The organism is Bradyrhizobium icense (assembly GCF_001693385.1).
Classification (GTDB): Bacteria; Pseudomonadota; Alphaproteobacteria; order Rhizobiales; family Xanthobacteraceae; genus Bradyrhizobium; species Bradyrhizobium icense.
Genome location: NZ_CP016428.1, coordinates 811,590 through 836,173, shown reverse-complemented (window position 1 = coordinate 836,173; position 24,584 = coordinate 811,590). Strand labels below are relative to the sequence as shown.

General features: G+C 64.3%; 26 protein-coding genes and 1 other RNA gene. 9 read left to right on the top strand and 18 right to left on the bottom strand.

The window, feature by feature from the left end:
* Positions 1–124: 124 nt before the first annotated feature.
* The gene (locus LMTR13_RS03975; protein ID WP_065726766.1) at positions 125–1,396 is read right to left on the bottom strand and encodes an RNA polymerase sigma factor; all 1,272 of its coding nucleotides are present in this window, start codon (positions 1,394–1,396) and stop codon (positions 125–127) included.
* Positions 1,393–1,761: a YciI family protein gene (locus tag LMTR13_RS03970; protein ID WP_065726765.1), complete on the bottom strand. Its 369-nt coding sequence runs from the start codon at positions 1,759–1,761 to the stop codon at positions 1,393–1,395. Before LMTR13_RS03970 ends, LMTR13_RS03975 begins: the two co-directional genes overlap by 4 nt.
* A 335-nt stretch (positions 1,762–2,096) precedes the next feature.
* Here LMTR13_RS03970 and LMTR13_RS03965 point away from each other — a divergent pair, with 335 nt between their 5' ends.
* Complete coding sequence (locus tag LMTR13_RS03965) at positions 2,097–3,062, top strand: 2-hydroxyacid dehydrogenase (RefSeq protein WP_065732407.1); 966 nt, start codon at positions 2,097–2,099, stop codon at positions 3,060–3,062.
* A gap of 73 nt (positions 3,063–3,135) precedes the next feature.
* Here LMTR13_RS03965 and LMTR13_RS03960 read toward each other — a convergent pair whose 3' ends face one another.
* Positions 3,136–3,795, bottom strand: coding sequence for a TetR/AcrR family transcriptional regulator (locus LMTR13_RS03960; protein ID WP_065726764.1), 660 nt, complete (start codon positions 3,793–3,795; stop codon positions 3,136–3,138).
* 108 nt (positions 3,796–3,903) lie between these two features.
* Here LMTR13_RS03960 and LMTR13_RS03955 point away from each other — a divergent pair, with 108 nt between their 5' ends.
* Positions 3,904–4,548 (top strand): glutathione binding-like protein, encoded by a 645-nt coding sequence (locus tag LMTR13_RS03955; RefSeq protein ID WP_065726763.1) that lies wholly within the window; start codon positions 3,904–3,906, stop codon positions 4,546–4,548.
* Between the two features lie 171 nt (positions 4,549–4,719).
* Here LMTR13_RS03955 and LMTR13_RS03950 read toward each other — a convergent pair whose 3' ends face one another.
* The 10 genes from LMTR13_RS03950 to LMTR13_RS03905 all read right to left on the bottom strand — a co-directional run bounded on the left by LMTR13_RS03950 (position 4,720) and on the right by LMTR13_RS03905 (position 11,861).
* Positions 4,720–5,286 carry a TetR/AcrR family transcriptional regulator gene (locus tag LMTR13_RS03950; RefSeq protein ID WP_065726762.1) on the bottom strand — a complete coding sequence of 189 codons (567 nt, stop codon included), beginning with the start codon at positions 5,284–5,286 and terminating at the stop codon, positions 4,720–4,722.
* Between the two features lie 4 nt (positions 5,287–5,290).
* Positions 5,291–5,758, bottom strand: a complete 468-nt coding sequence (locus LMTR13_RS03945) for a nuclear transport factor 2 family protein (RefSeq protein WP_065726761.1) — start codon at positions 5,756–5,758, stop codon at positions 5,291–5,293.
* 59 nt (positions 5,759–5,817) lie between these two features.
* On the bottom strand, positions 5,818–6,279 hold the full coding sequence (gene ybgC / locus LMTR13_RS03940; protein WP_236843274.1) for a tol-pal system-associated acyl-CoA thioesterase: 462 nt from the start codon (positions 6,277–6,279) through the stop codon (positions 5,818–5,820).
* 75 nt (positions 6,280–6,354) lie between these two features.
* Positions 6,355–7,266: a metallophosphoesterase gene (locus LMTR13_RS03935; protein ID WP_065726760.1), complete on the bottom strand. Its 912-nt coding sequence runs from the start codon at positions 7,264–7,266 to the stop codon at positions 6,355–6,357.
* Positions 7,267–7,361: 95 nt separating this feature from the next.
* Positions 7,362–8,231 (bottom strand): DUF6869 domain-containing protein, encoded by an 870-nt coding sequence (locus LMTR13_RS03930; protein WP_065726759.1) that lies wholly within the window; start codon positions 8,229–8,231, stop codon positions 7,362–7,364.
* 90 nt (positions 8,232–8,321) lie between these two features.
* Positions 8,322–9,368 (bottom strand): Holliday junction branch migration DNA helicase RuvB, encoded by a 1,047-nt coding sequence (gene ruvB / locus LMTR13_RS03925; RefSeq protein WP_065726758.1) that lies wholly within the window; start codon positions 9,366–9,368, stop codon positions 8,322–8,324.
* Positions 9,365–9,784: a cytidine deaminase gene (locus tag LMTR13_RS03920; protein WP_065726757.1), complete on the bottom strand. Its 420-nt coding sequence runs from the start codon at positions 9,782–9,784 to the stop codon at positions 9,365–9,367. Before LMTR13_RS03920 ends, ruvB begins: the two co-directional genes overlap by 4 nt.
* 41 nt (positions 9,785–9,825) lie before the next feature.
* The gene (gene ruvA, locus LMTR13_RS03915) at positions 9,826–10,443 is read right to left on the bottom strand and encodes a Holliday junction branch migration protein RuvA (protein WP_065726756.1); all 618 of its coding nucleotides are present in this window, start codon (positions 10,441–10,443) and stop codon (positions 9,826–9,828) included.
* On the bottom strand, positions 10,440–10,967 hold the full coding sequence (gene ruvC / locus LMTR13_RS03910; protein ID WP_065726755.1) for a crossover junction endodeoxyribonuclease RuvC: 528 nt from the start codon (positions 10,965–10,967) through the stop codon (positions 10,440–10,442). Before ruvC ends, ruvA begins: the two co-directional genes overlap by 4 nt.
* 147 nt (positions 10,968–11,114) lie before the next feature.
* Positions 11,115–11,861 (bottom strand): YebC/PmpR family DNA-binding transcriptional regulator, encoded by a 747-nt coding sequence (locus LMTR13_RS03905; RefSeq protein WP_065726754.1) that lies wholly within the window; start codon positions 11,859–11,861, stop codon positions 11,115–11,117.
* A gap of 198 nt (positions 11,862–12,059) precedes the next feature.
* Between LMTR13_RS03905 and LMTR13_RS03900 the strand changes: the two genes are divergently transcribed.
* From LMTR13_RS03900 to LMTR13_RS03885, 4 genes are all read left to right on the top strand, one after another.
* Positions 12,060–13,838, top strand: coding sequence for a methyl-accepting chemotaxis protein (locus LMTR13_RS03900; protein ID WP_065726753.1), 1,779 nt, complete (start codon positions 12,060–12,062; stop codon positions 13,836–13,838).
* Positions 13,839–14,109: 271 nt separating this feature from the next.
* On the top strand, positions 14,110–14,625 hold the full coding sequence (locus LMTR13_RS03895; protein ID WP_065726752.1) for a (2Fe-2S)-binding protein: 516 nt from the start codon (positions 14,110–14,112) through the stop codon (positions 14,623–14,625).
* Positions 14,622–15,638 carry an FAD binding domain-containing protein gene (locus tag LMTR13_RS03890; protein WP_065726751.1) on the top strand — a complete coding sequence of 339 codons (1,017 nt, stop codon included), beginning with the start codon at positions 14,622–14,624 and terminating at the stop codon, positions 15,636–15,638. Before LMTR13_RS03895 ends, LMTR13_RS03890 begins: the two co-directional genes overlap by 4 nt.
* Positions 15,639–15,643: 5 nt before the next feature.
* The gene (locus LMTR13_RS03885; protein ID WP_065726750.1) at positions 15,644–17,851 is read left to right on the top strand and encodes a xanthine dehydrogenase family protein molybdopterin-binding subunit; all 2,208 of its coding nucleotides are present in this window, start codon (positions 15,644–15,646) and stop codon (positions 17,849–17,851) included.
* A gap of 14 nt (positions 17,852–17,865) precedes the next feature.
* Here LMTR13_RS03885 and LMTR13_RS03880 read toward each other — a convergent pair whose 3' ends face one another.
* The 3 genes from LMTR13_RS03880 to ssrS all read right to left on the bottom strand — a co-directional run bounded on the left by LMTR13_RS03880 (position 17,866) and on the right by ssrS (position 19,614).
* On the bottom strand, positions 17,866–18,687 hold the full coding sequence (locus LMTR13_RS03880; protein WP_065726749.1) for a TIGR00282 family metallophosphoesterase: 822 nt from the start codon (positions 18,685–18,687) through the stop codon (positions 17,866–17,868).
* Positions 18,688–18,690: 3 nt separating this feature from the next.
* Positions 18,691–19,266 (bottom strand): 5-formyltetrahydrofolate cyclo-ligase, encoded by a 576-nt coding sequence (locus LMTR13_RS03875; protein ID WP_065726748.1) that lies wholly within the window; start codon positions 19,264–19,266, stop codon positions 18,691–18,693.
* Between the two features lie 187 nt (positions 19,267–19,453).
* Positions 19,454–19,614: non-coding RNA, 6S RNA (gene ssrS, locus LMTR13_RS03870), on the bottom strand.
* A gap of 221 nt (positions 19,615–19,835) precedes the next feature.
* Here ssrS and LMTR13_RS03865 point away from each other — a divergent pair.
* Positions 19,836–20,231 carry an endonuclease domain-containing protein gene (locus LMTR13_RS03865; protein WP_065726747.1) on the top strand — a complete coding sequence of 132 codons (396 nt, stop codon included), beginning with the start codon at positions 19,836–19,838 and terminating at the stop codon, positions 20,229–20,231.
* Positions 20,232–20,304: 73 nt separating this feature from the next.
* Here the strand turns inward: LMTR13_RS03865 and LMTR13_RS03860 are convergent, their stop codons facing one another.
* Both LMTR13_RS03860 and LMTR13_RS03855 read right to left on the bottom strand, forming a co-directional pair.
* Positions 20,305–20,688, bottom strand: a complete 384-nt coding sequence (locus LMTR13_RS03860) for a cell division protein ZapA (protein WP_028349229.1) — start codon at positions 20,686–20,688, stop codon at positions 20,305–20,307.
* A complete protein-coding gene (locus tag LMTR13_RS03855; protein WP_065726746.1) occupies positions 20,685–21,011 on the bottom strand; it encodes a DUF4164 domain-containing protein in 327 nt (108 codons plus the stop codon). Before LMTR13_RS03855 ends, LMTR13_RS03860 begins: the two co-directional genes overlap by 4 nt.
* Positions 21,012–21,385: 374 nt before the next feature.
* Between LMTR13_RS03855 and tkt the strand changes: the two genes are divergently transcribed.
* Positions 21,386–23,371 (top strand): transketolase, encoded by a 1,986-nt coding sequence (tkt, locus tag LMTR13_RS03850; RefSeq protein WP_065726745.1) that lies wholly within the window; start codon positions 21,386–21,388, stop codon positions 23,369–23,371.
* 140 nt (positions 23,372–23,511) lie between these two features.
* Positions 23,512–24,519, top strand: coding sequence for a type I glyceraldehyde-3-phosphate dehydrogenase (gap, locus tag LMTR13_RS03845; protein ID WP_065726744.1), 1,008 nt, complete (start codon positions 23,512–23,514; stop codon positions 24,517–24,519).
* Positions 24,520–24,584: the final 65 nt, after the last annotated feature.

Sequence of the window (24,584 nt, the reverse complement as noted above, 5' to 3'; positions counted from 1 at the left end):
GATCGGTCCCCGTTGTCTTGAATGGCTGCTCGGATTCAAGACGAACGAGGGAGGTGGAAACCGACAGGAGGCGCGGAATTTTTCGCGGCAGCCTCTTCCCCTCGCCCACAAGGGGAAGAAGAGTTTACTTCCCCGCCTTCTTACCGCGGGGCTGGCTGTCGCGCTGCAGGCGGTCGAGGTGCATGCGGATGTGGGCGGCTTCGGCCGAGGTGTTGGCCAGCGCGATGGCGCGGTCGAAGGCGATGCGGGCCTCGTCGTTGCGGCCGAGCTGCATCAGGAACGCGCCGCGCACGCCGAAGTAATGAAAATAATTCGACAGCCGCTGCGCCAGGGGCTCGATCATGTCGAGCGCGGCCTGTGGCCCCTTCACCTTGGATACCGCGACGGCGCGATTCAAGGTGACCACCGGCGACGGCTGCATGATCTCGAGTGCGCCATAGAGCAGATCGATCTGGGCCCAGTCGGTATCCTCGGGCTTCTCGGCGCGGGCATGCAGCGCCGCGACCGCGGCCTGCACCTGGTAGGGCCCGCTGCGGCGATGGCGCATCGCCTTGTCGATCAAGGCCAGCCCCTCGGCGATGAGGGACTTGTTCCATAATGAACGGTCCTGATCGTCGAGCAGGATCACCGCGCCGTCTGCATCGAACCGCGCCGCGGCGCGCGCATGCTGCAGCAACAGCAGCGCGGTCAGCCCCATGATCTCCGGTTCGCTCTGGAACAGCCGCAGCAACAGCCGCGCCAGCCGGATCGCCTCCTCGCACAGCGGCGCGCGGATTTCGGCGGTGTCGCCGCTTGCCGAATAACCCTCGTTGAAGATCAGGTAGATCATGGCAGCGACGGAGGCGAGGCGTTCGGAGCGCTCCGCTGCGCCCGGCGCTTCGAACGGCACATTGGCATCGGCGACACGCGCCTTCGCCCGCGTGATGCGCTGCTCCATCGCGGCTTCCGAGACCAGAAAGGCGCGCGCGATCTGTTTCACCGTGAGACCCGAGACGATGCGCAGCGCCAGCGCGATCTGCTGCGTCGCCGGCAGGTCCGGATGGCAGCAGATGAACAACAGCCGCAGGATATCGTCGCGGTAATGCGAGCCGTCGAGGCGCTCGGCAAGCTGCTCCTCGGCGTCGTCGAGATCGGAGATCGCCTCGTCCTCCGGCAACGGCGTTTGCTTCTTGCCGCGCCTGATATCGTCGATCGCGACATTGCGGCCGACCATGATCAGCCACGCCGCCGGATCGCGCGGCGGACCGTTCTGCGGCCAGGTTTTCAACGCTCGAAGGCAGGCGTTCTGAAACGCTTCCTCGGCGGTATCGAGGTTACGGAAATAACGCAGCAGCGCGCCGACCGCCTGGGGGCGAGCCGAAGTCAGTGCGGCATCGATCCAGGCCGTATCGGTCATGGCTGCACACTTCCCGCCGTGAAGTGGCCGACGGGACGGATCTCGTAGGCGCCGCCGGGATTGGCCGCGCCGAGATCGCGGGCGACGCCGAGCGCCTCGTCAAGGTCCTTGCAGTCGACCAGATAGAAGCCGAGCAACTGCTCCTTGGTTTCGGCGTAGGGGCCGTCGAGCACCAGCGGCGGATCGTCCTTGCGCAGCGTGGTCGCCGCCGTGGTCGGCAACAGCCGCGCCACCGGACCGAGCCGGCCCTGTTTGGTCAGTTTATCCTGAACGACGGTCAGTTTCTTCATGACCGCTGCGTCCTGTTCCTTGGTCCAGGAACCGACGGTGTCTTCATCGTGATAGCAAAGAATGGCGTACAGCATGAGGACCAGGCATCTCCGTTGTCTTGATGACGAACGATTATGCCCGGAGCCGACAGGCGCGTCGAAGAAATTTTGAAAATGCCCTGCCTGCCGTCAGGGACCTACAATCGGCGGCGGTGGTGGATTGAAGTGCCTGTAGGCGTGAATGGCTGCCGTGGAACAAAGGCTGCACACTCCGAGAATGAGAACGATGCACCTGAGCGTTTTCATCTGGCGGCCTCGACCCTGATTGGCCATGCAAGGTCTCCCTTATCGGATGAAAGGAGGCTAGAGAAACACCTCGGTCCGCGATGTGAGGCGGGTCACGCCGATTTGGCGACGCGAAAGGAATGGCAATGACGAAGGGTGCGCTTGCGCTGCTGGTGCATGGCGGGACCGATAACTGGTCGCCGCAGCGCTGGAAGAGCCGGTTCGATGACGTTTGCGAGGGGCGGTCCGTGCTGCTGTTGCCGGATGCGTCGTTCGATCCGGCTGATGTCCATTACGCGGCAGTGTGGAAGCCGCATCCGGGCGAGCTCGCCGTCTTCCCCAACCTGCGTGTCATCTTCAATCTCGGCGCCGGCGTCGATGCGCTGATGGCCGATCGCTCATTGCCCGACGTGCCACTGGTGCGCGTCGCGGTCGGCGACCTCACCGCGCGGATGACCGAATACGTCGTGCTGCATGTCCTGATGCACCACCGGCAGGAGCCATACTTGCGCGAGTCGCAGCGCGAAAAGCGCTGGGCGCCGAAATCGCAATGGGCGGCGGGCGCAATCTCCGTCGGAATCATGGGGCTCGGCACGCTCGGCACTGACGCCGCCGACGTGCTGCGGCGGCTGGGCTTTCGTGTCGCAGGCTGGAGCCGCAGCCCGCGGACGATCGACGGCATCGAATGCTTTCACGGCGAAGCGCAGCTCGAGGCATTCCTGCGGCGGACCGACATTCTGGTATGCCTTCTGCCGCTGACGCCGCAGACGCGACACATTCTCGATCGCGGGCTGTTTGAGAAGCTGAATCGCACGAGCCCGCTTGGCGCGCCGGTCGTGATCAACGCCGGCCGCGGCGGCTTGCAGAACGAGGCCGACATCCTGCAATGCCTCGACGACGGCACGCTCGGCGGCGCCTCGCTCGACGTCTATGCTACCGAGCCGCTGCCCGCCGACAGCCCGTTCTGGACCCATCCAAAAGTGGTGCTGACCCCGCACAACGCCGCCGATACCGATCCCGACGAGATTTCGAAATATGTCGCGCAGCAGATCGCGCGGTTTGAGGAAGGCGGCGCGCTGGAGAATGTGGTGGACCGCAAGCGGGGCTACTAGTTCTCCGTTACTGTATCGGCGAAAAAGATTGTCGTCCCTGCGAACGCAATGCGAACGCAGGGACGACGGAAAGCTATTTCGCCGCCCCGACCATCACGTCGATCGCGCCGTTGACAATCGCCTCCAGTTCCTTGCGCGGTACCTGGGCGCGGGCGCGGATGGCGATGGTGTGAATGGTGGCGGAGGCAAGTTGCGCCAGCACGATCGCGTCGGCGCTCACCGGCAGCTCGCCCTTCTCCTGGGCGAGCCGGAAGCAGGCCGCAAAAGCCTTGTCGAGCTCGGCAAAACCTTCCAGCACCATCGCGCGGATATCGGGGTCATGCACCGCCTCGGAGGCTGCGGTCATCACCGTGAAGCAGCCGCGCGGACCGGATTCGCCGGACAGATAGATGTCGAGCGCCACCGCATAGATCCGTTCCAGCCGCTTTCGGATCGGCAGTTCGTTCCTGAAGATGTCCCCCATCGCGACTCGCGCGTCGTTGCGATAGCGCCGGTAGCTCTTGATGAAGAGTTCGCGCTTGTCGCCGAACGCACCATAGAGGCTCGGGCGGTTCATGCCGGTGGCGGCAGAGAGATCGTCGAGTGAGGTGGCCGCAAAACCGTCCTTCCGAAACAGGTCGAGCGCCTTGCCGAGCGCGATCTCCGGTTCGTACGCGCGCGGCCGGCCCCGGCGCCTGGGCTGGACGGGAGCGTCGATCCGGGGGACCGGCAACTTCTTCCTTTTTTGTACCATCTCGCAAAAAATTCCTTGACCGGATTTATATTATGCGGAACAGTATAAAAATCAATCCTGCCCGCCTTCAACGCCGGCCGATTGATCAACCGCCAAGGAGGCAAACCCATGGACCTGTATTTCTCGCCGCTCGCCTGCTCGCTGGCGACCCGGATCGCCCTGTACGAAGCCGGCGCTGAGGCCAACTATCTCGAGGTCGATCCCAAGACCAAGGTGGTGCAGAAGGACGGCTCGGATTTCCGCACCGTCAATCCGCTCGGGCTGGTGCCGACGCTGCGCACCGACGACGGGACTGTGCTGACGGAGAACGCAGCGATCCTGCAATATGTCGCCGATCGTTTTCCAAAGGCCGGCATCTCGGCCAACTCCGCCGAGGAGCGCAGCCGCCTGCATCAATGGCTGTGCTTCATCGGCACCGAACTGCACAAGGCACTGTTCGTGCCGCTGCTCGACAAGACGGCGCCGCAAGACGCAAAGACCTACGCGCTGAACAAGAATATGTCGCGCCTCGACTATCTCGAGAACTACCTGAAGGGCCGCGAATTCCTGCTCGATCACTTCAGCGTCGCGGATGCCTATCTCGTCACCATCATCAACTGGACGATGGCAACGCCGCCGATCGAACTGGCGAAGTGGCCGACTGTGAAGGCCTATTACGAGCGGCTGCGCGCCCGCCCGAGCATTGCGAAAGCAGTCGCCGAGGAGTTCGAACTCTACAAGGCCGAACTCGCGCGGCATAAGGCGGCGGCGTAGGGCGCAGTCTCTCAACACGTCGTCCCCGCCTTGTGCGCAATAGCGCACTTGGCGCGGGGACGCAAAACCACCGGGGTCCGTGGGAACAATCGTCACTCACCGTGTACAACTCGAAAGGCCGGGGCGTATGGGTCCCTGCTTTTCGCAGGGACGACATCGTTCTAGCAGCCGTCACGCCGGCGGCGCCAGCAGCCGCGCCGTCAGATCGCTCAACGCGCGGCGAAAGATCTTGGCGTCGCCCCGCGCCCGCGCCAGCACCAGTGCGCCCTGAATGGTGAGGAGCGCGTCTTCGGCGCGTCGCTGTGCCTGGCTGTTCGTCAGGCGAGATCGCCGCAACAGCGCGGCGAGCGCTGCCTGCCAGCGCGCGAAATAACCATCGACCGCTTCGGCAAAACTGTCGCGCGCTGCCCCGAGCGCGACCATGCCGACCAGGCAGACGCGATCGCCCGAGTGGAAATATTGATCGACGCCAGCGATCATCGCAGCGATGGCGCGCGCGGGATCGTCAGCGCTGCGCAAGGGCGCGAAGATATGAAGTTCGAACCAGCCGTCGATCTCGGCCAGCACCTCGGCGGCCATCTGCTCCTTGCCGCCGGGGAATAGATGATACAGGCTGCCCTTGCCGAGCCCGGTGGCCTCCGTAATCAGCGTCAGCGAGGCGCCCTCGTAACCATGCGCGCGAAACACCTCGCCGAGAGCGCGCAGCACCTCTCCACGTTCGACGCCTCTTTTCAGCATCTGATCATAGCGGATTCTCGCTCAGTCCTGCGACATCGGCCGGACGTGGGCCCGGTGCCAGCCAATGGAAACGGCGCTCGCTCTCCTTGATGGCGATATCGTTGATGCTGGCTTCGCGGCGGCGCATCAGGCCGTGTTCGTCGAATTCCCACTGCTCGTTGCCGTAGGAGCGATGCCACTGCCCGGCATCGTCGTGCCACTCATATTGGAAGCGCACCGCGATGCGGTTCTGATCGAAACCCCAGAGATCCTTGATCAGGCGATAGTCATGCTCCTTCGCCCATTTGCGGGTGAGGAATTCGACGATTGCCTGGCGGCCCTGGAAGAATTCGGATCGGTTTCGCCAACGGCTGTCCTCGGTATAGGCGAGCGATACCCGGACCGGATCGCGTGAATTCCAGGCGTCTTCGGCCATGCGCGCCTTTTGGGCGGCGGTTTCGCGGGTGAAGGGCGGCAGCGGCGGACGCGACATGAGGTGTCTCCGGAGTGGCGATCCCGCGATACTGTACCGATCGGTACAGAGAGTCAATCCTAAGATTCACTCCGGGCCAGATCGGCTTTCATCAACAGCCGCAGCGATTTCGGGATCGGCTGCGCCCGGCCCTCACTGATGAAGGCGACGCGCACCTCCGCCTTGACGAGGACGTCTTCGCCTCGCCGCACCTCCTGCGACAGCGTGATGGAAGCCCCCTTCACCGCAACCGGCCACGTCACCACGTCGAGCACGTCGTCCATTCGCGCTGGCCGCAGGAAGTCGAGTTGCATCGAGCGCACAACGAAGGCAAAGCCCGGCGTCTCTTCCTGCGCCTGTTCGAACAGCGCGTGCTGCGAGGCGCCCATCAGCCGCAGGTGGTTGGTGCGCCCGCGCTCCATGAAGCGCAGGTAATTGGCGTGATAGACGATGCCGGAGAAATCGGTGTCCTCGTAATAGACGCGGACCTGCATGTGATGGCGGCCGTCGCGGATCTCGCCGTCGAGAATGGGTGATGTCACTTGCCGTCCCTGATCGCGCTGGAAAGCATCGGTTTTGCGCAAAATCGGCGCGGCGCGCAAGCGCTGCGAGGAACGCTACGCCACCGCCGGCCGCCCCACCCCAACCGTCACCAGCACGATTTCCGGCGGCACCCCCAGCCGGAACGGCATGATGCTGCAGCCGAGGCCGCCGGAGACGACGACGTCGCAGTTCATCTTGATGTGGCCGTAGGCGAGCTGCTGGCCGGACGGCGAGATCGGCGACCAGCCGAGCATCCGTACCTGGCCGCCATGGGTATGTCCGGAGAGCTGCAGCGCGACGCGCGAGGGCACGCGGCGCGCGATATCGGGCTCGTGCGCCATCAGAACCACGGGCGCATCGTCAGTGATCTTTGCCAGCGTCGCACCGAGATCGTCGACGCCGATGCGCTTGAGCGGCCTGAAGCGGCGCGCCGGAATGTAGGCGAGCTGGTCGCCCAATCCGGCCAGCCAGAACGAGTGGCCATTCTTGCTGAGCTTCTTCGCCTCGTTCTCGTAAACGGGAATTCCGACGGCCTCCAGCGCACGGCCAGCGCTCGGCAGCCCCTGCCCGTTGCGCTGCACTTCCTTGTCTTCCCACCAGTCGTGATTGCCGAGCACCGCATGAACGCCGAGCGGCGCCTTCAATCCGGCCAACGCTCCCGCCCATTCGGCGTCGGGAATGAAGCGCGTCACCTTGCGATGCCCGGCCACGTAGTCGCCGAGCATGACGACGATGTCAGGCTTGAGCGCATTGGTGCGCTCGACGATCTCACCGATATGATCGAGCGACATCCAGGGATCGCAGGCGTGGAGGTCGGCGATGGCGGCGATCCTGAGATTGAGACCTGCCGGCCATTGCGGCGGCGAAAGGTCGTACCGCACGACGCGAAGCCGGACGACCGGCGCTGAGAACCCGTAAGCGGTGGTCGAGACGCCCAGCGCGCCCAATCCACCCATGGACTTCAAGAAATGACGGCGTGTTAACATGTGATCCGATCGTGATGCAGCGCTAAACATGGTAGCGGATTGAGCCCGAATTGGGGTACTTTTGTGCAGAACGTCAGCAGACCTCCAGCAGCTTCTCACCAGCGGTTCTGCCCGACCAGGGCATCCAGCCGCGCCTTCAGTTCGTCGGGCGCGCGGTAATACCAGACGCCGCCGAGCAGATCGTGGAAGCGCCTGTTGGTGGAAGCTTCGCGCTCGATGCGTTCGATGGTTTCCATGCTGATGACGTCTTCGAGCGGACCGGCGGCGAGCAGCGACAGCAACACCGGGTTGGTCTCGATCTTCAGTATCTCGACGATGAGGTCGATGGCCTTGTCGGGATCCTCCTCCCGCAGGTCGCGCTCGTAGTCCATGATTGCGAAGAAATTGTCATCGCGGTCGCGCTCGGATTTCGAATACTGCTCGACCCAGGCGAGTGCCAGCTCGGTCACCGACATCGTCTCGCAATCGAGCGGGCGCTTCGGCGTTCGGCGCGCGCGATCGTCGGCGTGCCAAGCTTTGCTGTCGGCAATCGCCTCGATGCGGCGCTGGAACGGTTCATCCGGCCCGAAGTGCATCCCACCCAGCAGCCAGCGCAGGGCGGCATTCTGTTTCGCCTCGGCCTCGATCCGATCGATCACGGCGGCGCCATGGGCATAGAGCAGCGACAGCATGAACTTGTCGTTGAGCTGCATCACCGTCGGCTTGTCAGTCTCGGAGCGCAGCACTTCGAGCGCGAGGTCGATCGCGCGGTCCGGCCGCTTGTGCGGCAGATGGTCGAAATAGAGAATCGCCGACCATGCGGCGCCCGTCTGGTCGCGCCGGCTCAGGCGCTGCAGCGCGCCCCACATCGAGGCGAGTTCCGAGATCGGCATGGCGTCGAGGAACGTTTCCGTGTCATCGGGCGTCGCCAGTTCCGGCGCCCCCGAGATCAGGGCGAGCATGTCAGCGTCTTCGGTCGATGCCATTGTTGTTGCACTCCACGGCAAGCAGGCCGGGCGCGCAAGCGCCGGCTGTTTGCCCTTAGTGCATCGCCGGAACGATCGGGTTCGAAGCGATCAATCGTCGCTGTCGTTGCCGAACAGGCCGAACTGCGCGGGATCCCGCGCCGGTTCGGCGAGGCCGAGGTGGCGGAAGGCGTGCGAGGTGAGCAGCCGGCCGCGCGGGGTGCGCTGCAAATAGCCGCACTGGATCAGATACGGCTCGATGATGTCCTCGATGGCGTCACGCGGCTCCGACAGCGCCGCCGCCATGGTCTCGACGCCGACCGGGCCACCGCCATAGTTCAGCGCGATGGTCGTCAGATAGCGGCGGTCCATGGCATCGAGGCCTGCGGCATCGACTTCGAGCGCGCTTAGCGCGTGGTCGGCGATGGCACGGTCGACGGAGCTGGCGTCGGCTGCGGATGCAAAATCGCGCACGCGGCGGAGCAGACGCCCCGCGATGCGCGGGGTGCCGCGGGCGCGGCGCGCGATCTCGTTGGCGCCATCCGGCGTCATGCCGATGTTGAGCACGCGGGCGCCGCGGCTGACGATCTTCTCCAGCTCTTCCTCGGTGTAGAAGTTCAGCCGGATCGGAATGCCAAAGCGGTCACGCAGCGGATTGGTCAACAACCCTGCGCGCGTCGTGGCACCGACAAGGGTGAACTTCGCGAGATCAATCTTCACCGAACGCGCCGCCGGCCCCTCGCCGATGATCAGGTCGAGCTGAAAATCCTCCATCGCAGGGTACAGCACTTCCTCGACCGCAGGGCTCAGGCGATGGATTTCATCGATGAACAGGACGTCACGCTCTTCGAGATTGGTCAATAGTGCCGCGAGATCGCCGGCCTTCGCGATGACGGGACCGGACGTGGCACGAAAGCCGACGCCGAGTTCGCGCGCCACGATCTGCGCCAGTGTGGTCTTGCCGAGGCCGGGGGGACCGACGAACAGCACGTGATCCAGCGCCTCGCCTCGCTTGCGCGCGGCCTCGATGAAGATCGAGAGATTCTTGCGCGCCTGCGCCTGGCCGACGAACTCGGACAGCAGTTGCGGGCGCAACGCGGTGTCGCCGACATCGTCGAAACGGGGCTCGGGGGTGACGATGCGGGAGGGGGTGTTCACCCGTTGCCCCTCCGGTACTTGTTGGGCAAAAGCTCGCCGATGGTGACGACCTTCGGCTCGCGGCCATTGTCGGGAACGATGACCCGCGCCTTTGCATCGTAATCGTGGATCAGCTCGCGACAGATGCCGCAGGGCGATACCACGGCGATACTGCCGGGCTCGTCCGGCTTGGGATGGCGGACGGCGACGATGGTCTCAATGCCGCGATCGCCGGTTTCGGTGATGGCGCGCCCAATGGCGATCGCCTCCGCGCAGACGGCGATCCGGCCGATATAGGCGTCGATGTTCACCCCAGTGACGATACGGCCATCGCGGGTCCGCATGGCCGCGCCGACCTCCTGCCATTTGTTGCGATAACGCGGCCTGATCGCGTCAATCGCGGCGGCAATTAGTTCCTGGTCTTTCTCGCTCAACATGGCAGCAACGCATTCCTTCGACAGTCAGCGGCGAACATAGTCTATTTCGCCAGTTCCTTCAGGCCCAGCCGGATCAATTGGGCCGTCTCGGCGTTCTCGCCCGCGCTGCGCGAGGCGGCGGCGATGGCGGCGGCGGCCTGCGGCTGGCCGTAGCCGAGATTGACCAGCGCGGAGATCGCGTCTGTCACCGGACGCGGCGCGCGGTCGCTGTCGATCGCGCCGGCGAGATGCACCACGGCCGGATCGACATTGGCGAACGCAGGCGCCTTGTCCTTCAATTCAGAAACGATGCGCTCGGCGACTTTCGGGCCGACGCCCGGCGTGCGCGATACTGCGGCCTTGTCGCGCAGCGCGATGGCATTGGCGAGTTCGGCCGGCGGCAACGTCGAGAGCACCGCGAGCGCGACCTTGGCGCCGACGCCCTGCACGGTCTGGAGCACGCGAAACCATTCGCGCTCGGCGTCGGTGCGGAAGCCGAACAGTCTTATCTGGTCTTCGCGCACATAAGTCTCGATCGAGAGCACCGCGGCCTCGCCGGGCGACGGCAGCGCCTGCAGCGTGCGCGAGGAGCAATGCACTTGATAGCCGACGCCGCCGACGTCGAGAATCACGTAATCCTCGCCGTAGGAATCGATCAGGCCTTTGAGTTTGCCGATCATGCGCTAGCTACCTTCAGCCGCAGCGCCGCGCTCTGGCGATGATGGGCGTGGGTGATGGCAATGGCGAGCGCGTCGGCGGCGTCGGCGGATTTCGGCTCGGCCTTCGGCAGCAGGATTTTCAGCATCACCGCGATCTGGTTCTTGTCGGCGTGGCCGGCGCCGACCACGGTCTTCTTGACTTGGTTGGGCGCGTATTCCGCAACCGATATGCCGAACATCGCGGGCGCCAGCATGGCAACGCCGCGGGCCTGGCCGAGCTTCAGCGTGGCGACGCCGTCCTTGTTGACGAAAGTCTGTTCGACCGCAGCTTCCGCCGGCCTGAAATCGCCGAGTACCGCGGCGAGCCCCTCATGGATCGCGAGCAGGCGGCTCGCTATGGGCAGATTGTCCGGCGGCTCCACCGAACCGCAGCCGATAAAGACGAGGCGGTTGCCCTCGGTCTCGATCACGCCCCAGCCGGTGCGGCGCAGGCCGGGGTCGATGCCGATGATCCGGACGGGGTGGCGAATCGGTGGGGATGTCATGGCGTAGTGATAACGCCAGAGCCGGGTGAACGAAACATAAAGAGAACGGAAATCCCCTGGATGCGGGCTGGATCGAGCACCCCGAGAGGCTGATGCGCCCAAATCGTCGTACCATCGTCGTCCCTGCGAACTCGCAGGAACGACGGATTACCCGGCCATCTTGGCGACCAGCGCGTCGGAGACCTCGAAATTCGCATAGACGTTCTGCACGTCGTCGTGCTCGTTCAACAGGTCCATCAGCTTCAACAGCTTCTCGCCGGTCTCGTCGTCGACGGACACCGTGTTCTGCGGCTTCCAGGTCAGCGCCGCCTTGCGGGCTTCGCCGAACTTGGCTTCCAGCGCTTTCGCGACCTCGCGAAAGGTTTCCTGCGAGGCGTAGATCTCGTGGCCGCCTTCGCTGGACACGACGTCGTCGGCGCCGGCCTCGATCGCGGCTTCCAGCATCGCGTCGTCGGAGGCCTTGCTGGCGTCGTATTCGATGATGCCGGTGCGGTCGAACATGAAGGCGACCGAGCCGGTTTCGCCGAGATTGCCGCCTGATTTGGTGAAGTAGGAGCGGATGTCGGAAGCGGCGCGGTTGCGGTTGTCCGTCAGCGCCTCGACGATGATGGCGACGCCGCCGGGACCGTAGCCCTCGTAGCGGATTTCGTCATAGCTCTCGCTCTCGCCGCCGATCGCCTTCTTGATGGCGCGCTCGATATTGTCCTTCGGCATGTTTTCCTGGCGCGCCGCGATCACTGCCGCGCGCAGCCGGGGGTTCATGGCAGGGTCCGGGGTTCCAAGCTTGGCAGCGACCGTGATTTCGCGCGCCAACTTGCTGAACAGCTTGGATTTCTGGGCATCCTGCCGGCCCTTGCGGTGCATGATGTTCTTGAATTGGGAATGGCCGGCCATGCGAGGTCTCTTGGATTCGTCCCGGGGGATGTGGGGTGAGCGCGGCGTTATAGGCCGCCAACCGGCTGAAATCAAAGAGTTACAGCCCGCCCGGGTATGCCGGTACTGCCGCGCGCCGAAATATCAGGCAGTTGTTAACCATGACTTCATGCTCGGATGAGAGGATTTGGCAAGCACCCTCAACTTTCAAGAGACCCCATGGCCTTCGGTTTGTTCAAAAAGCAGGTGCCGGAACCGGCCTTGCCTGCCGTCCAGCCCAAGGCTCAAACGGCGGCTCAAACGGCGGTTCAGCCGGCCGCCGCGGCGGAGGCCGTTTCGGGCGAGGGCGAGTCGGCCAAGGCCATCCTCGAGCTTCTGGAACTCGAACTCGGCGCCATGATCCGTCAGCTCGAACGCGCGGCCAATTCGGTCGGCGGCGGCGCCGAGGCGACCGCTGCGACGCTCTCCACCATCCGTCAGCGCACCGACGCCCTGACGAGCCGCACCAGCGCTGCACAAGGCACGGCGACGACGTTTTCGCGCGCCGCCGACAAGTTCACCCAATCGGCGCAAGGGATCGGCTCCCAGGTGCGCGACGCCGGCAAGCTCGCCGACCAGGCCAGTGAGGCCGCCCGCGAAGCCGGCACCAATGTCGATCGTCTCAGGGAATCATCGGCGGCGATCGGCAACGTCGTCAACCTGATCGCGCAGATTGCGCGGCAGACCACGCTCTTGGCGCTCAATTCCACCATCGAGGCCGCACGCGCCGGCGAGGCCGGGCGTGGTTTTGCCGTCGTCGCCACCGAAGTGAAGGCGCTCGCGGTGCAGACCCAGAACGCGACCGAGGAAATCACCAAGAAGATCGAGGCGCTGCAGCGGGACGCCGCGGGCTCCGTCGACGCGGTGCATCGCATCACGCAGGCGATCGAGGCGATCCGCCCGGTGTTCGAAAACGTCAACGGCGCGGTCGCCGAGCAGAACGCGACCACCGGCGAGATGGCCGACAATGCTGCCTCTGCTTCCAACTTCATCGCTTCCGTCGGCGACAGTGCCACCGAAATCGACAGCGCGACCAAGGAGGCCGAGGCCCATGGCGAAAGCGTCGCCAAGGCCGGACGGGCAGTCACCGCGTTTGCACAGAAGCTCAAGGCGCGTTGCGCGGTGCTGCTGCGGCAAGGCGACCGCACGGAGCGCCGCGAACAGCAAAAGCTGCCCTGCAGCCTCAAGATCGAAATCCAGACGCCGCGTGGCGTGATAACGGCGCCGGTCTACGAGATTTCGATCGATGGCATCCTGGTCAGCGGGTCAGACGCCGAGAGGCTCGCGCAGGGCCAGAGCTTCGACGCCACGCTGCAGGACATCGGCGCTTGCCGCATTCGCGTCAGCGAGCGCTCGAAGGCCGGCGCGCAGGCGCGGTTCGAGCGGGCGAACGCCGCGCTGACCGAGAAGATCGAAGACAAACTGTGGTCGATCCAGGACGACAACACGGAGGCGGTAACCCGCGCAATGGAAGCCGGCGCCGCGCTGAAGAAGATTTTCGATGATGGTATCGATAGCGGCGCCATCTCGATGGAAGACATGTTCGACACCAACTATGTCGAGATACCGGGCACCAACCCGGTGCAGTACCGCACCAGGATGCTGGACTGGGCCGATCGCGCCCTGCCGCCGTTCCAGGAAGCGTTCCTCGCCAAGGACAAGCGGATGGCGTTCTGCGCCATGGTCGACACCAACGGCTATTTGCCGGTGCACAACAAAATCTATTCGCATCCGCAGCGCCCAGGCGATGTCACCTGGAACACCGCCAACAGCCGCAACCGCCGCATCTTCAACGATCCGGCCGGGCTTGCCGCCGGCCGCAATCAGCGCGCCTATCTGATCCAGAGCTACGCGCGCGACATGGGCAACGGCAACATGGTGATGATGCGCGAGATCGACGTGCCGATCCGCATCAAGGGCCGCCACTGGGGCGGCTTCCGCACGGCCTACCGGCTGTAGCCACACTCCCCTCACCGCGCATACTGCATCAAATTGCGTGCGTCGTTCGCGTGATTGCGCGGATGGCTGCCTGAAAAAACGTGCCGCAGAGCGCGATGCGCCTACCGCGCTTTCGCGCTGAACCTTCCTTGTTCGAACTCGTTATAGGCAGGCTTGGAACCGCGGCTGACCGGCTCCCTCAGCGCGCCAGGTCAAGCAGGCTGGATCGTCCCCGCGCAGCACCTTCGCGCACCAGCCAAAGGCAGGCGGAGATCAGCAGGCGGAGGTCAAAATGGCCCGATCTGGCCCAGCAAAGCGTGTGACGCGGACGGTCATCGTACCGGACAAAATTCCGATCAGGCTGACCGTCAACGGCAACCGTATGGAACTGACGGTCGCCCCGTGGACGACGCTGCTCGACGCGCTACGCGACCATCTCGACCTGACGGGCACCAAGAAGGGCTGCGACCACGGACAATGCGGCGCGTGCACCGTTCTGGTCGACGGGCGGCGGATCAATTCCTGCCTGACGCTGGCGGTGATGAAGGAAGGCGCCGAAATCATCACCGTCGAAGGCCTTGCGCGCGACGGTGAGCTGCATCCGCTGCAGCAGGCCTTCATCGATCACGATGCATTTCAGTGCGGCTATTGCACGTCGGGCCAGATCTGCTCGGCCGCCGGGCTGATCGCCGAGGGCAAAGCCAAAACGGCCGACGAGATTCGCGAACTCATGAGCGGAAATATCTGCCGTTGCGGCGCCTATCCGAACATCGTGGCGGCTATCCAGCAGGCGATGGAGCGATCATGACCCCGTTCCAGTACGCGCGCGCCAACGACGTTGCCGATGCCATCAGGCAGATCGCCACGGACCCTTCCGCAAAATTCATCGCGGGCGGCACCAACCTGATCGACCTGATCAAATATGATGTCGAGGGGCCAAGCCGGCTGGTCGATATTTCGCACCTGCCGCTCAGAAGCGTCGAGCCGACGTCCACCGGCGGCGTTCTGATCGGCGCGATGGTGCCGAACGCCGACCTCGCCTACCATCCGATGATCGAAGACCGCTATCCACTGCTCGCGCGCGCGATACTATCAGGCGCGTCGCAGCAATTGCGCAACATGGCCTCGACCGGCGGCAACCTCTTGCAGCGGACGCGCTGTTTCTATTTCTACGACACGGCGACGCCATGCAACAAGCGCGAGCCGGGTAGCGGCTGCTCGGCGATCGACGGCGTCAACCGCATCAATGCCATCCTCGGCACGAGCGAAGCCTGCATCGCCACGCATCCGTCCGACATGTGCGTGGCGCTCGCAGCGCTCGAAGCCATCGTGCATGTCACCGGTCCGGCCGGGCAGCGCAGCATCGCGTTTGCGGATTTCCATCGCCTGCCCGGCAATACGCCGCAGCGCGACACCAATCTGGAGCCCGATGAGATCATCACGTCGATCGAGCTTCCACCGAAGGGTTTTAGCGCGAACTATTCGTACCTGAAGATCCGAGACCGCCTGTCCTATGCGTTCGCGCTCGTATCGGTCGCGGCAGCGCTCGAACTTGACGGCGATACGATCAAGGACGCCCGCGTGGCGCTTGGCGGCGTTGCGCACAAACCGTGGCGCAGTTCCGCGGCCGAAGCGGCCCTGCTCGGACAACGCGCCGATGCGACCGCATTTATGAAGGCCGCGGATTGGCTGCTGCACGGGGCCAAAGGCTACGGCCACAACAACTTCAAGATCGGCCTGGCGCGGCGCGCTATCGTGCGAACGCTCAGTCAGGCCGCGCGGGGCACGCCGCAGTCGAACTCCGACAAGAAGATACGGTGAGGGCCATGGCATCCTATATTGGATCAGCGACATCCCGCGTCGACGGCAGGGCCAAGGTTACCGGCGAAGCCAGATATGCCGGCGAGTTCAACGTCCCCGGCTTGGTCCATGGCTATGTCATCGAGTCGACGATACCGAAGGGGCGGATCGTGCGCATCGACTCCAGCGCGGCATTGGGCGTTGACGGCGTGATCGACGTGCTCACGCATCGGAACCGGCCACCAATGGCCGCCAAGAATGACGCCTACAAGGACGACGTCGCGCCGGAGAAGGGCTCGCCCTATCGCCCGCTCTACGACGAGAAGATTCATTTCACCGGACAGCCGCTGGCGCTGGTGCTGGCGGAGGATTGGGAAACCGCCCGCGTCGCCGCCTCGCAGGTCAGGATTGAATACCAGAAGGAGCCGCACGTCACCGATCTGCACGCCGAGCGCGCCCGCGCTTTTGCGACCGACAGTCCGGAGAAGTCGCGCGGTGATGCCGGAAAGGCGTTTGCGTCCGCCGCCGTGCGCCACGCGGCAGAATATTTCATTCCGACCGAGCACCACAATCCGATGGAATTGTTTGCCTCCACCGCGATCTGGGAAGACGGCCAGCTCACGGTCTACGACAAGACGCAAGGCGTGCAGAACGTGCAGAAGTATCTCTGCGGCGTGTTCAAGATGAAGCCGGGCGAGGTGCGTGTGATGTCGCCCTATATGGGCGGCGGCTTCGGCGCCGGCCTGCGTCCGCAATACCAGGTCGTGCTGGCGGTGCTGGGGGCACGCGCGCTGAAGCGCCCGGTTCGGGTCATGCTGACGAGGGCGCAGATGTATGCACTCGGCTACCGGCCGGCGAGCATCGAACGGCTTGCGCTTGGCGCCAACAGCGAGGGCACGCTCGAATCAATGCAACATGAAGCCATCGCCGAGACCTCGCAGTTCGAGGATTTCGCGCGCAACGATACCGGCTGGGGAAACCTGCTCTACAAGAGTCCGAATGCGGAATTCGGACACGGACTGGTGAGGCTCGATCTGCCGACCTCCTGCGACATGCGGGCGCCGGGCGCTGCGACTGGCGTCTATGCGCTGGAATGCGCGATGGACGAACTCGCCATCGCCCTCAAGACCGATCCGGTGCAACTACGGCTGCAATGCTATTCCGATCGCCATCAGGGCGAGGACCTTCCCTATACCAGCAAGCAATTGCGTGAGTGCTACCGGCAGGGCGCGGCGGCGTTCGGCTGGAACAAGCGCAACGCGGAACCGCGCTCGATGCGGGACGGCAACGATCTCGTCGGCTGGGGCATGGCATCCGGCGTGTGGGAAGCGCTGCAGATGCCCGCCACGGTCCGCATCGTGCTGACGGCGAACGGGCATGCGGAAGTGGCGACAGCCGCCTCCGATATCGGCACGGGGACCTACACGATCATGGCGCAGGTCGCGGCCGATATGCTCGGCCTGCCGATCGACAGTATCAGCGTCAAGCTCGGCGATTCCACGCTACCTCAATGTCCGCTGGAAGGTGGCTCCTGGATTGCCTCCTCGGTCTGCAACGCCATCGCGAATACCGCCCGCGCGGTTCGCGGCGACTTGCTGAAGCTTGCAAAGGCGACGAAGGATTCGCCGCTGGCGGGCGCCGGCGTGGACGACGTCGCGCTGATCGACGGCAAGATCGTCAGCAGGCGGGATGCCAACCGCGTAGTCTCGATCGCAAGCGTCATGCAGTCCGGCAAGGCCGAGCGCATCACGCGCGAGGAGGCCAACAAGGTGGACGAAGACAAGTCTCACGCACGCAATGTCCATTCCGCGATCTTCGCGGAGGTCAAGGTGGACGAAGAGCTGGGAGTGATCCGCGTCACCCGCGTGGTCAATGCCGTCGCCGCCGGCCGCATCGTCAACCTGAAGACCGCCCACAGCCAGGTCATGGGTGGCGTGGTCTGGGGAATCGGCATGGCGCTGCACGAGGAAACGCTGTTCGACCATCGCTTCGGACGCGTCATGAACGCCAATATCGCCGAATACCACGTGCCCGTGAATGCCGACGTGCACGACATCAAGGTGATCTTCGTCGACGAGCCGGACCAGATCGTCAATCCGCTCGGCATCAAGGGACTCGGCGAGATCGGCATTGTCGGCGTGGCGGCAGCGATCGCCAACGCGGTCTATCATGCGACCGGAAAGCGCGTGCGCGACCTCCCGATTACGCTCGACAAGGTGGTTCAGTTCAATTGAATCCCGCGCGGCCCTCACACCCAAAACGCCGGCACGGCCGGCTCGAGCCTGCCGCCGGCCCGCACCGGCCCAACACGCAGCGCGAGGCCGGTTAAATCATCGGTCTCGACCGCAACGCCGCTGAGTGTCGCCGCCCCTGCGGCCGGTTCGAAACGGGCTGACGGGATACCCGTCGTGAAGCGCCGCAGCGGCTCTTCCTTCTGCATGCCGATGACTGAATCATAGTCGCCGGTCATGCCGGCGTCGGTCATGTAGGCGGTGCCGCCGGCGAGGATCTGATGATCGGCGGTCGGCACATGGGTGTGCGTGCCGACGACGAGGCTGGCGCGGCCGTCGCAGAAATAGCCGATGCCTTGTTTCTCGCTCGTCGCCTCGCCATGGAAATCGACCACGATCGCATCCGCGGCTTCGCGCAGCGGACAGGCATCGAGCTGCTGATTGAGCACAGCGAAGGGGTCGTCGAACGGCGTCATGAAGACACGGCCGATGGCGTTGATGACGAGCGCACGCTTGCCGTTCTTGGTATCGACCAGCGCCGCTCCCCGGCCAGGCGTACCCTTTGGATAGTTCGCAGGCCGGATCAGTTTTGGCGCGCGCTCGATGAACACCAGCGCCTCGCGCTGATCCCAGGCGTGATTGCCGAGCGTGATGGCATCTGCGCCGGCGTCGAGCAGTTCCTGATAGACCGCCTCGGTGATGCCGAATCCGCCGGCGGAATTCTCGCCATTGACGACGACGAGATCGAGCGCCCAGTCCCTGATCATGCCGGGCAGATATTCCGCGACCGCGGTGCGCCCAGCGCGGCCGACCACGTCACCAACGAAGAGAATACGCAAAGTTCAGCTCCGGAAATCGAACACTTTCTTTTCCGTTAGCACATAATCCAGCGCCACGTCGTGCGGCAGCGCGGGAACGGCTTTTATTTCCTGCACGGAAAAGGCGGTGCCGACAGCCGTAATGGCCTTCACCTTGCGCAAATGGACCAGCGTGAAGTCGTAATGTCCGGCGCCGTAGCCGATGCGATGGCCGGCGCGATCGAACGCCGCCAGCGGCACCAGCATGATGTCGGGAACGAGTTCGGCCGCCGCCGGCGACGGTTCGAGAATGCCGAGCGGCCCCATCATCAGCCTGTCATCAGGCGACCACGCGCGAAACGCGAGCGATTTGCCACGCGACAGCACCGCCGGCAGCGCGAGCTTTGCGCCCTGCTCGGCGAGCTTGCGCATCAGAGGGGCCGGGTCGATCTCGCTGCGGATCGGCGAATATCCGGATACGACGAGTCCCGGCTCGATCTCGAACGGCAGCCCGCGCTTCGCCATCGCCTGCGCCGCAGCCGCGCGCTGCTCGTCGCTCAACGCATCGCGTTTCGCCAGAGCTGCGGCGCGGAGATCGGCTTTCGACAGGGTTGCCGTCATACGATGAATGATCCGTATTCGATGCAATCGTAGCCCGGATGGAGCGAAGCGAAATCCGGGGATCATCTCGCAACCAAGCAGATCCTGTCCCGGATTGCGCTTCGCTCCATCCGGGCTACGCAGGGCACGCCGCATCGAACGGCAATGCACCGAAAGCTTTGGAAACAAACTCGACGACAAACAAAAGTGCGAGGCCGCGAACGCCGTTGAAGCACTCGATCCCGGAGTTCCCTACGAAAGTAGGTGGGCACCATATGTCCGGATCCACGGACCCGGCCAGGGACAGTTCCCTAAAGGATCGATAAGGCCCCGGGGATATATGGCTCCTGACGCACGACGCAGCTTCGCGAGAGACAATGTAGGCGTTACGGGGCGAATCCGCCAGCAGTTAGCAGTTAGCAACCTTCCTATGGACGCTACTGGGGCGGCGAAACAAACATCCGCTTGTTTTCGCCCTTAGATTGCGGTTCACTTCACCCTCCCCTGGAGGGGGAGGGTCGCTTACATCGATGATGCGCAGCAACGTCGATGTAAGCGGGGTGGGGTGATCTATCCGCGAGCGAGGTAGAATGATTTCAACGGCGATCCGCCGCGCCGCTGCGAAGAAGCTGCGGGCTAATGCCACGCCGCATGAGCGCATCCTCTGGCGTGCGCTGAAAGAACTGCCGATCGAAGGCACGCATTTCCGGCGACAGGCGCCTATTGGTCCATATGTCGTGGACTTCTTCTGTCCAGCAAAGCGTCTCATCATTGAGCTGGATGGCGGGCATCACAACGAGGATGCAACAGCCAAGCGCGACAGCGAACGGCAGACCTGGCTGGAGCAGGAAGGATATCGGGTTATCCGCTTCTGGAATTCGGATGTGGCCTTTGATCTCAGAGCGGTCATGGAGAAGATTTACGTTGAAGTGTATGGCTCGCGCGAGGCAGAGGCGTTTACACTGAAACACCATCGACGACGATAGTCTGTCACCCCGCCCCGCCGCTGCGCGGCGACCCTCCCCCTCCAGGGGAGGGTGAAGAGCGGCCCCGCGCCCTTCACCCGATCGCGACGCCGCTGCCGATGGTGCGGTTGATGACCTGGGTGGTCTTTTCGATGCGGTCGGCGGCGGCGTTGAGCGCGTTGGCGACGGCGACCTGGGTGGCCTTGGCGCGGTCGGCGGCGGCGGTGCGAACGTTGCGCAGGGTTTCGAGTTCGCCCTCCAGCGCACGGATGCGCGCATTGGCATCCAGCAGTTCGTCGCACACCGTGAGCGCGGCCATCACGGTGAGACGCGCATCGCCGATCTCGCCGAACTTGCCGCGCAACTCTCCGACCCGCGATTCCAGGCTCTCGGCGAGCTTCAACAGCCGCACTTCCTGCCCTTCCTCGCAGGCCATGCGGTACTGCCGGCCATTGATGGTGACGTTGATGTGACTCATTCACTCTCTCCGGCGTCGGCATCGAGCACCGCACGGATGGTGCCGATCGCGGCATCCAGTTTCTCAGCGATCTCGCGGTTGGTGCGCTCTAGCCGCCGCGTCTTCACCAGCGAGCCGTCGAGTTCGTCGGCGAGGCGCGAGCGATCGGCGCCGAGCGCCTGGATCCGGCTCGCCAGTTCGTTCTCGTCACGGTCGGCATCGCGCCGCCGCTCGGCCGCGGCCTCGAGCGCATCAAGCGCCATCATCAGCCGCCGCGTGGCGGCGTCGATGTCGGCATAGACCGGCTCGGCATTGCCGGCCCCGTTGGTGTGACGATCGCTCATGAGAGGCAGCGCGCACCTTCGCGGTAGGCCCGCCGCACAGCAGCAAAATCCGCGGTTCGGCAAGCGGTTAGAGCCCGAAATTTACGTGGCAAGCGAGCCGAGCGCAACGCCCGCGCGAAGCTATGCACTGCTAGATCGGGGTGACCGGTCGCCCCGATCCGGCGCTTTAGTGGCATGGTCTTTTCGGAAAGCCGGTACCCACTTTTCCGGACCATGCCGTAAGCAACTTTTCGCATGGCAAGGGCGTTTCCACGCCTTGGACTCCCGGGGATTGAGGTGCTATCCAGCCCGCACTTTCCCTCAAACGCGCCCGTATTGCGGCCTTCGCCCGGTACATACCCCTAACAAGCACCTCACTTCAGGCGGATTTTCACATGACGCAGGTCGATCATACCCGTATGGCCAATGCGATTCGCGGGCTTGCCATGGATGCCGTCGAAAAGGCGAAATCCGGCCATCCCGGCCTGCCGATGGGCGCTGCCGACATCGCGACCGTGCTGTTCACGCAGTTCCTCAAATTCGATGCGGCGGCACCAACCTGGCCGGACCGCGACCGCTTCGTGCTCTCGGCCGGACACGGCTCGATGCTGCTCTATGCACTGCTGTACCTGACCGGCAACAAGGACATGACGCTCGACCAGATCCGGAATTTCCGTCAGCTCGGCTCCAAGACGCCGGGACACCCGGAAAATTTCGAGACCAGCGGCGTCGAGACAACCACCGGCCCGCTCGGCCAGGGCATCGCCACCTCGGTCGGCATGGCGCTGGCGGAAAAGATGCTGGCTGCCGAGTTCGGCAAGAAGGTGGTCGCCCATCATACTTACGTGCTCGCCTCCGACGGCGACCTGATGGAAGGCGTATCGCAGGAAGCGATCGCGATGGCCGGGCACTGGAAGCTGAACAAGCTGATCGTGCTCTATGACAACAATGGCATCTCGATCGACGGCCCGACCTCGCTCGCCGATTCGGTCGACCAGGTGAAGCGCTTCAAGTCGGCGGGCTGGGCGGCCGAGCTGATCGACGGCCAGGATCCGAAGGCGATTGCGGCCGCGATCACCCGCGCGCAAAAATCCAACAAGCCGTCGCTGATCTCCTGCAAGACCACGATCGGCTACGGCGCGCCAACGCGGGCCGGCACGGCGAAGGTCCATGGCGAGGCGCTCGGCGCCGACGAGCTCAAGGGCGCCAAGGAAAAGCTCGGCATTTCGCTCGACGCCTTCTCGGTGCCGGACGATGTGCTGAAGGCATGGCGAGCCGCCGGCAGCCGCGGCGCTGCCGCGCGCGAGGAATGGGAAAGCGTTTTCGCCGAGCTCGGCCCCCGCAAGCGCGCCGAGTTCGAGCGGCGGATGCGGCACGAGCGGCCGGCCGCTCTGTCGAAGGCGCTGCGGGCGCACAAGAAGGCGCTATTGGAATCGCCGCAGAATGTCGCGACGCGGAAATCCTCCGAATCCGCGATCGAAGCGATCGCCGGCGCGATGCCGATGGAATTTTTGGCAGGCTCCGCCGACCTCACCGGCTCCAACAACAACAAGGCGAAATCCGCTGTGGCGTTCTCGGCCAAGATGCCGAAGGGCCGTTTCATCCATTATGGCATCCGCGAGCACGGCATGGCCGCCGCCATGAACGGCATCTTCCTGCATGGCGGCTTCGCGCCGAACGGCGCTACCTTCTTGGTATTCACGGACTATGCCCGACCCGCGATGCGGATCGCCGCGCTGATGGGCGCGGGCGTCGTCTACGTGATGACCCATGATTCGATCGGGCTCGGCGAGGACGGGCCGACGCATCAGCCGGTCGAGCATCTCGCGGCGCTCCGCGCCATTCCCAACATGCGCGTGTTCCGGCCCTGCGACGCCGTCGAGGTCGCGGAATGCTGGGAACTGGCGCTCAACCGGGTCGACGGCCCGACGGTGCTGGCCCTGACCCGACAGAACCTGCCGCAGCTTCGCACCAATGCGCCGAATGATAATCCTTGCGCGCATGGCGCCTATGAGCTGGTCGCGGCGCAGGGAGAGGCAAAAGTGTCGCTGTTCGCCTCAGGCTCCGAGGTCGAGATCGCGGTGGCTGCCCAGAAGCAACTGAGCGAGCGTGGCATCGCGTCGCGGGTGGTCTCGGTGCCCTCGCTCGAACTCCTGCTGGCACAGCCGGCGGACCGAAAAACGGCCATTATCGGCAATGCGCCGGTCAAGGTCGCGATCGAGGCCGCGGTACGCTGGGGCTGGGACGCCGTGATCGGTCAGGATGGTGAATTCATCGGGATGCATGGTTTCGGGGCCAGCGCTCCCGCCAAGGACCTTTTCAAGCACTTCGGAATTACTGCCGAGGCTGCGGTTAACGCTGTCCTGAAGCGCGTGGGCTGACGGTTGAGCTGTAGGGGAAAAAGGACTACCTAGACCCCCATCTTGACCGTTCCCGCCCGGCCGAACCGGGCGTTCCGCCGTAAGCACCTCCGTGGAACGTCTCCGCGGGGCCAGCACCGGCTATCAGAGGAGAGACCAGCATGGCAGTCCGCGTCGCGATCAACGGATTTGGCCGCATTGGCCGCAATGTGTTGCGGGCGATTGCGGAATCTGGCCGCAAGGATATCGAGGTGGTCGGCATCAACGATCTCGGCCCGGTCGAGACCAACGCCCACCTGCTGCGTTTCGATTCCGTGCACGGCCGTTTCCCCGGCACCGTGACTATCGACGGCGACTCGCTCAGCCTCGGCAACGGCAAGATCAAGGTTTCCGCCGAGCGCGATCCGTCGAAGCTGCCGTGGAAGGCGCTCGGCGTCGACATTGCGCTGGAATGCACCGGCATCTTCACGGCCAAGGACAAGGCCTCCGCGCATCTAACCGCCGGCGCCAAGCGCGTGCTGGTCTCGGCGCCCGCCGACAACGCCGACGCCACCATCGTCTACGGCGTCAACCACGACACCCTGACCAAGGATCATTTGGTCGTCTCCAATGGCTCCTGCACCACCAACTGTCTGGCGCCCGTCGCCAAGGTCTTGAACGACACGGTAGGCATCGAGACCGGTTTCATGACCACGATCCACGCTTACACCGGCGACCAGCCGACGCTCGATACCCTGCACAAGGATCTCTATCGCGGCCGTGCGGCGGCGATGTCGATGATCCCGACCTCGACCGGTGCGGCGAAGGCGATCGGGCTCGTGCTGCCCGAGCTGAAGGGCAAGCTCGACGGCGTCGCGATCCGCGTGCCGACCCCGAACGTCTCGGTGGTCGACCTCAAGATCGTCGCCAAGCGCGCAACCGATGTTAAGGAAATAAACGCGGCGATGAAGCGTGCCTCCGAGCAGCAGCTCAAGGGCATTCTCGGCTACACGTCAGCGCCGAATGTTTCGATCGACTTCAACCACGATCCGCACTCGTCGACGTTCCACGAGGATCAGACCAAGGTGCAGAACGGCACGCTGGTGCGCGTGATGTCCTGGTACGACAATGAATGGGGTTTCTCCAACCGCATGGCCGATACCGCCGTGGCGATGGGGAAGCTGCTGTAAGTTTGAGTTTCGTGTCCCGGACGCGGCGCGGCACGAAATGACGCGCCGCAGAGCCGGGACCCATT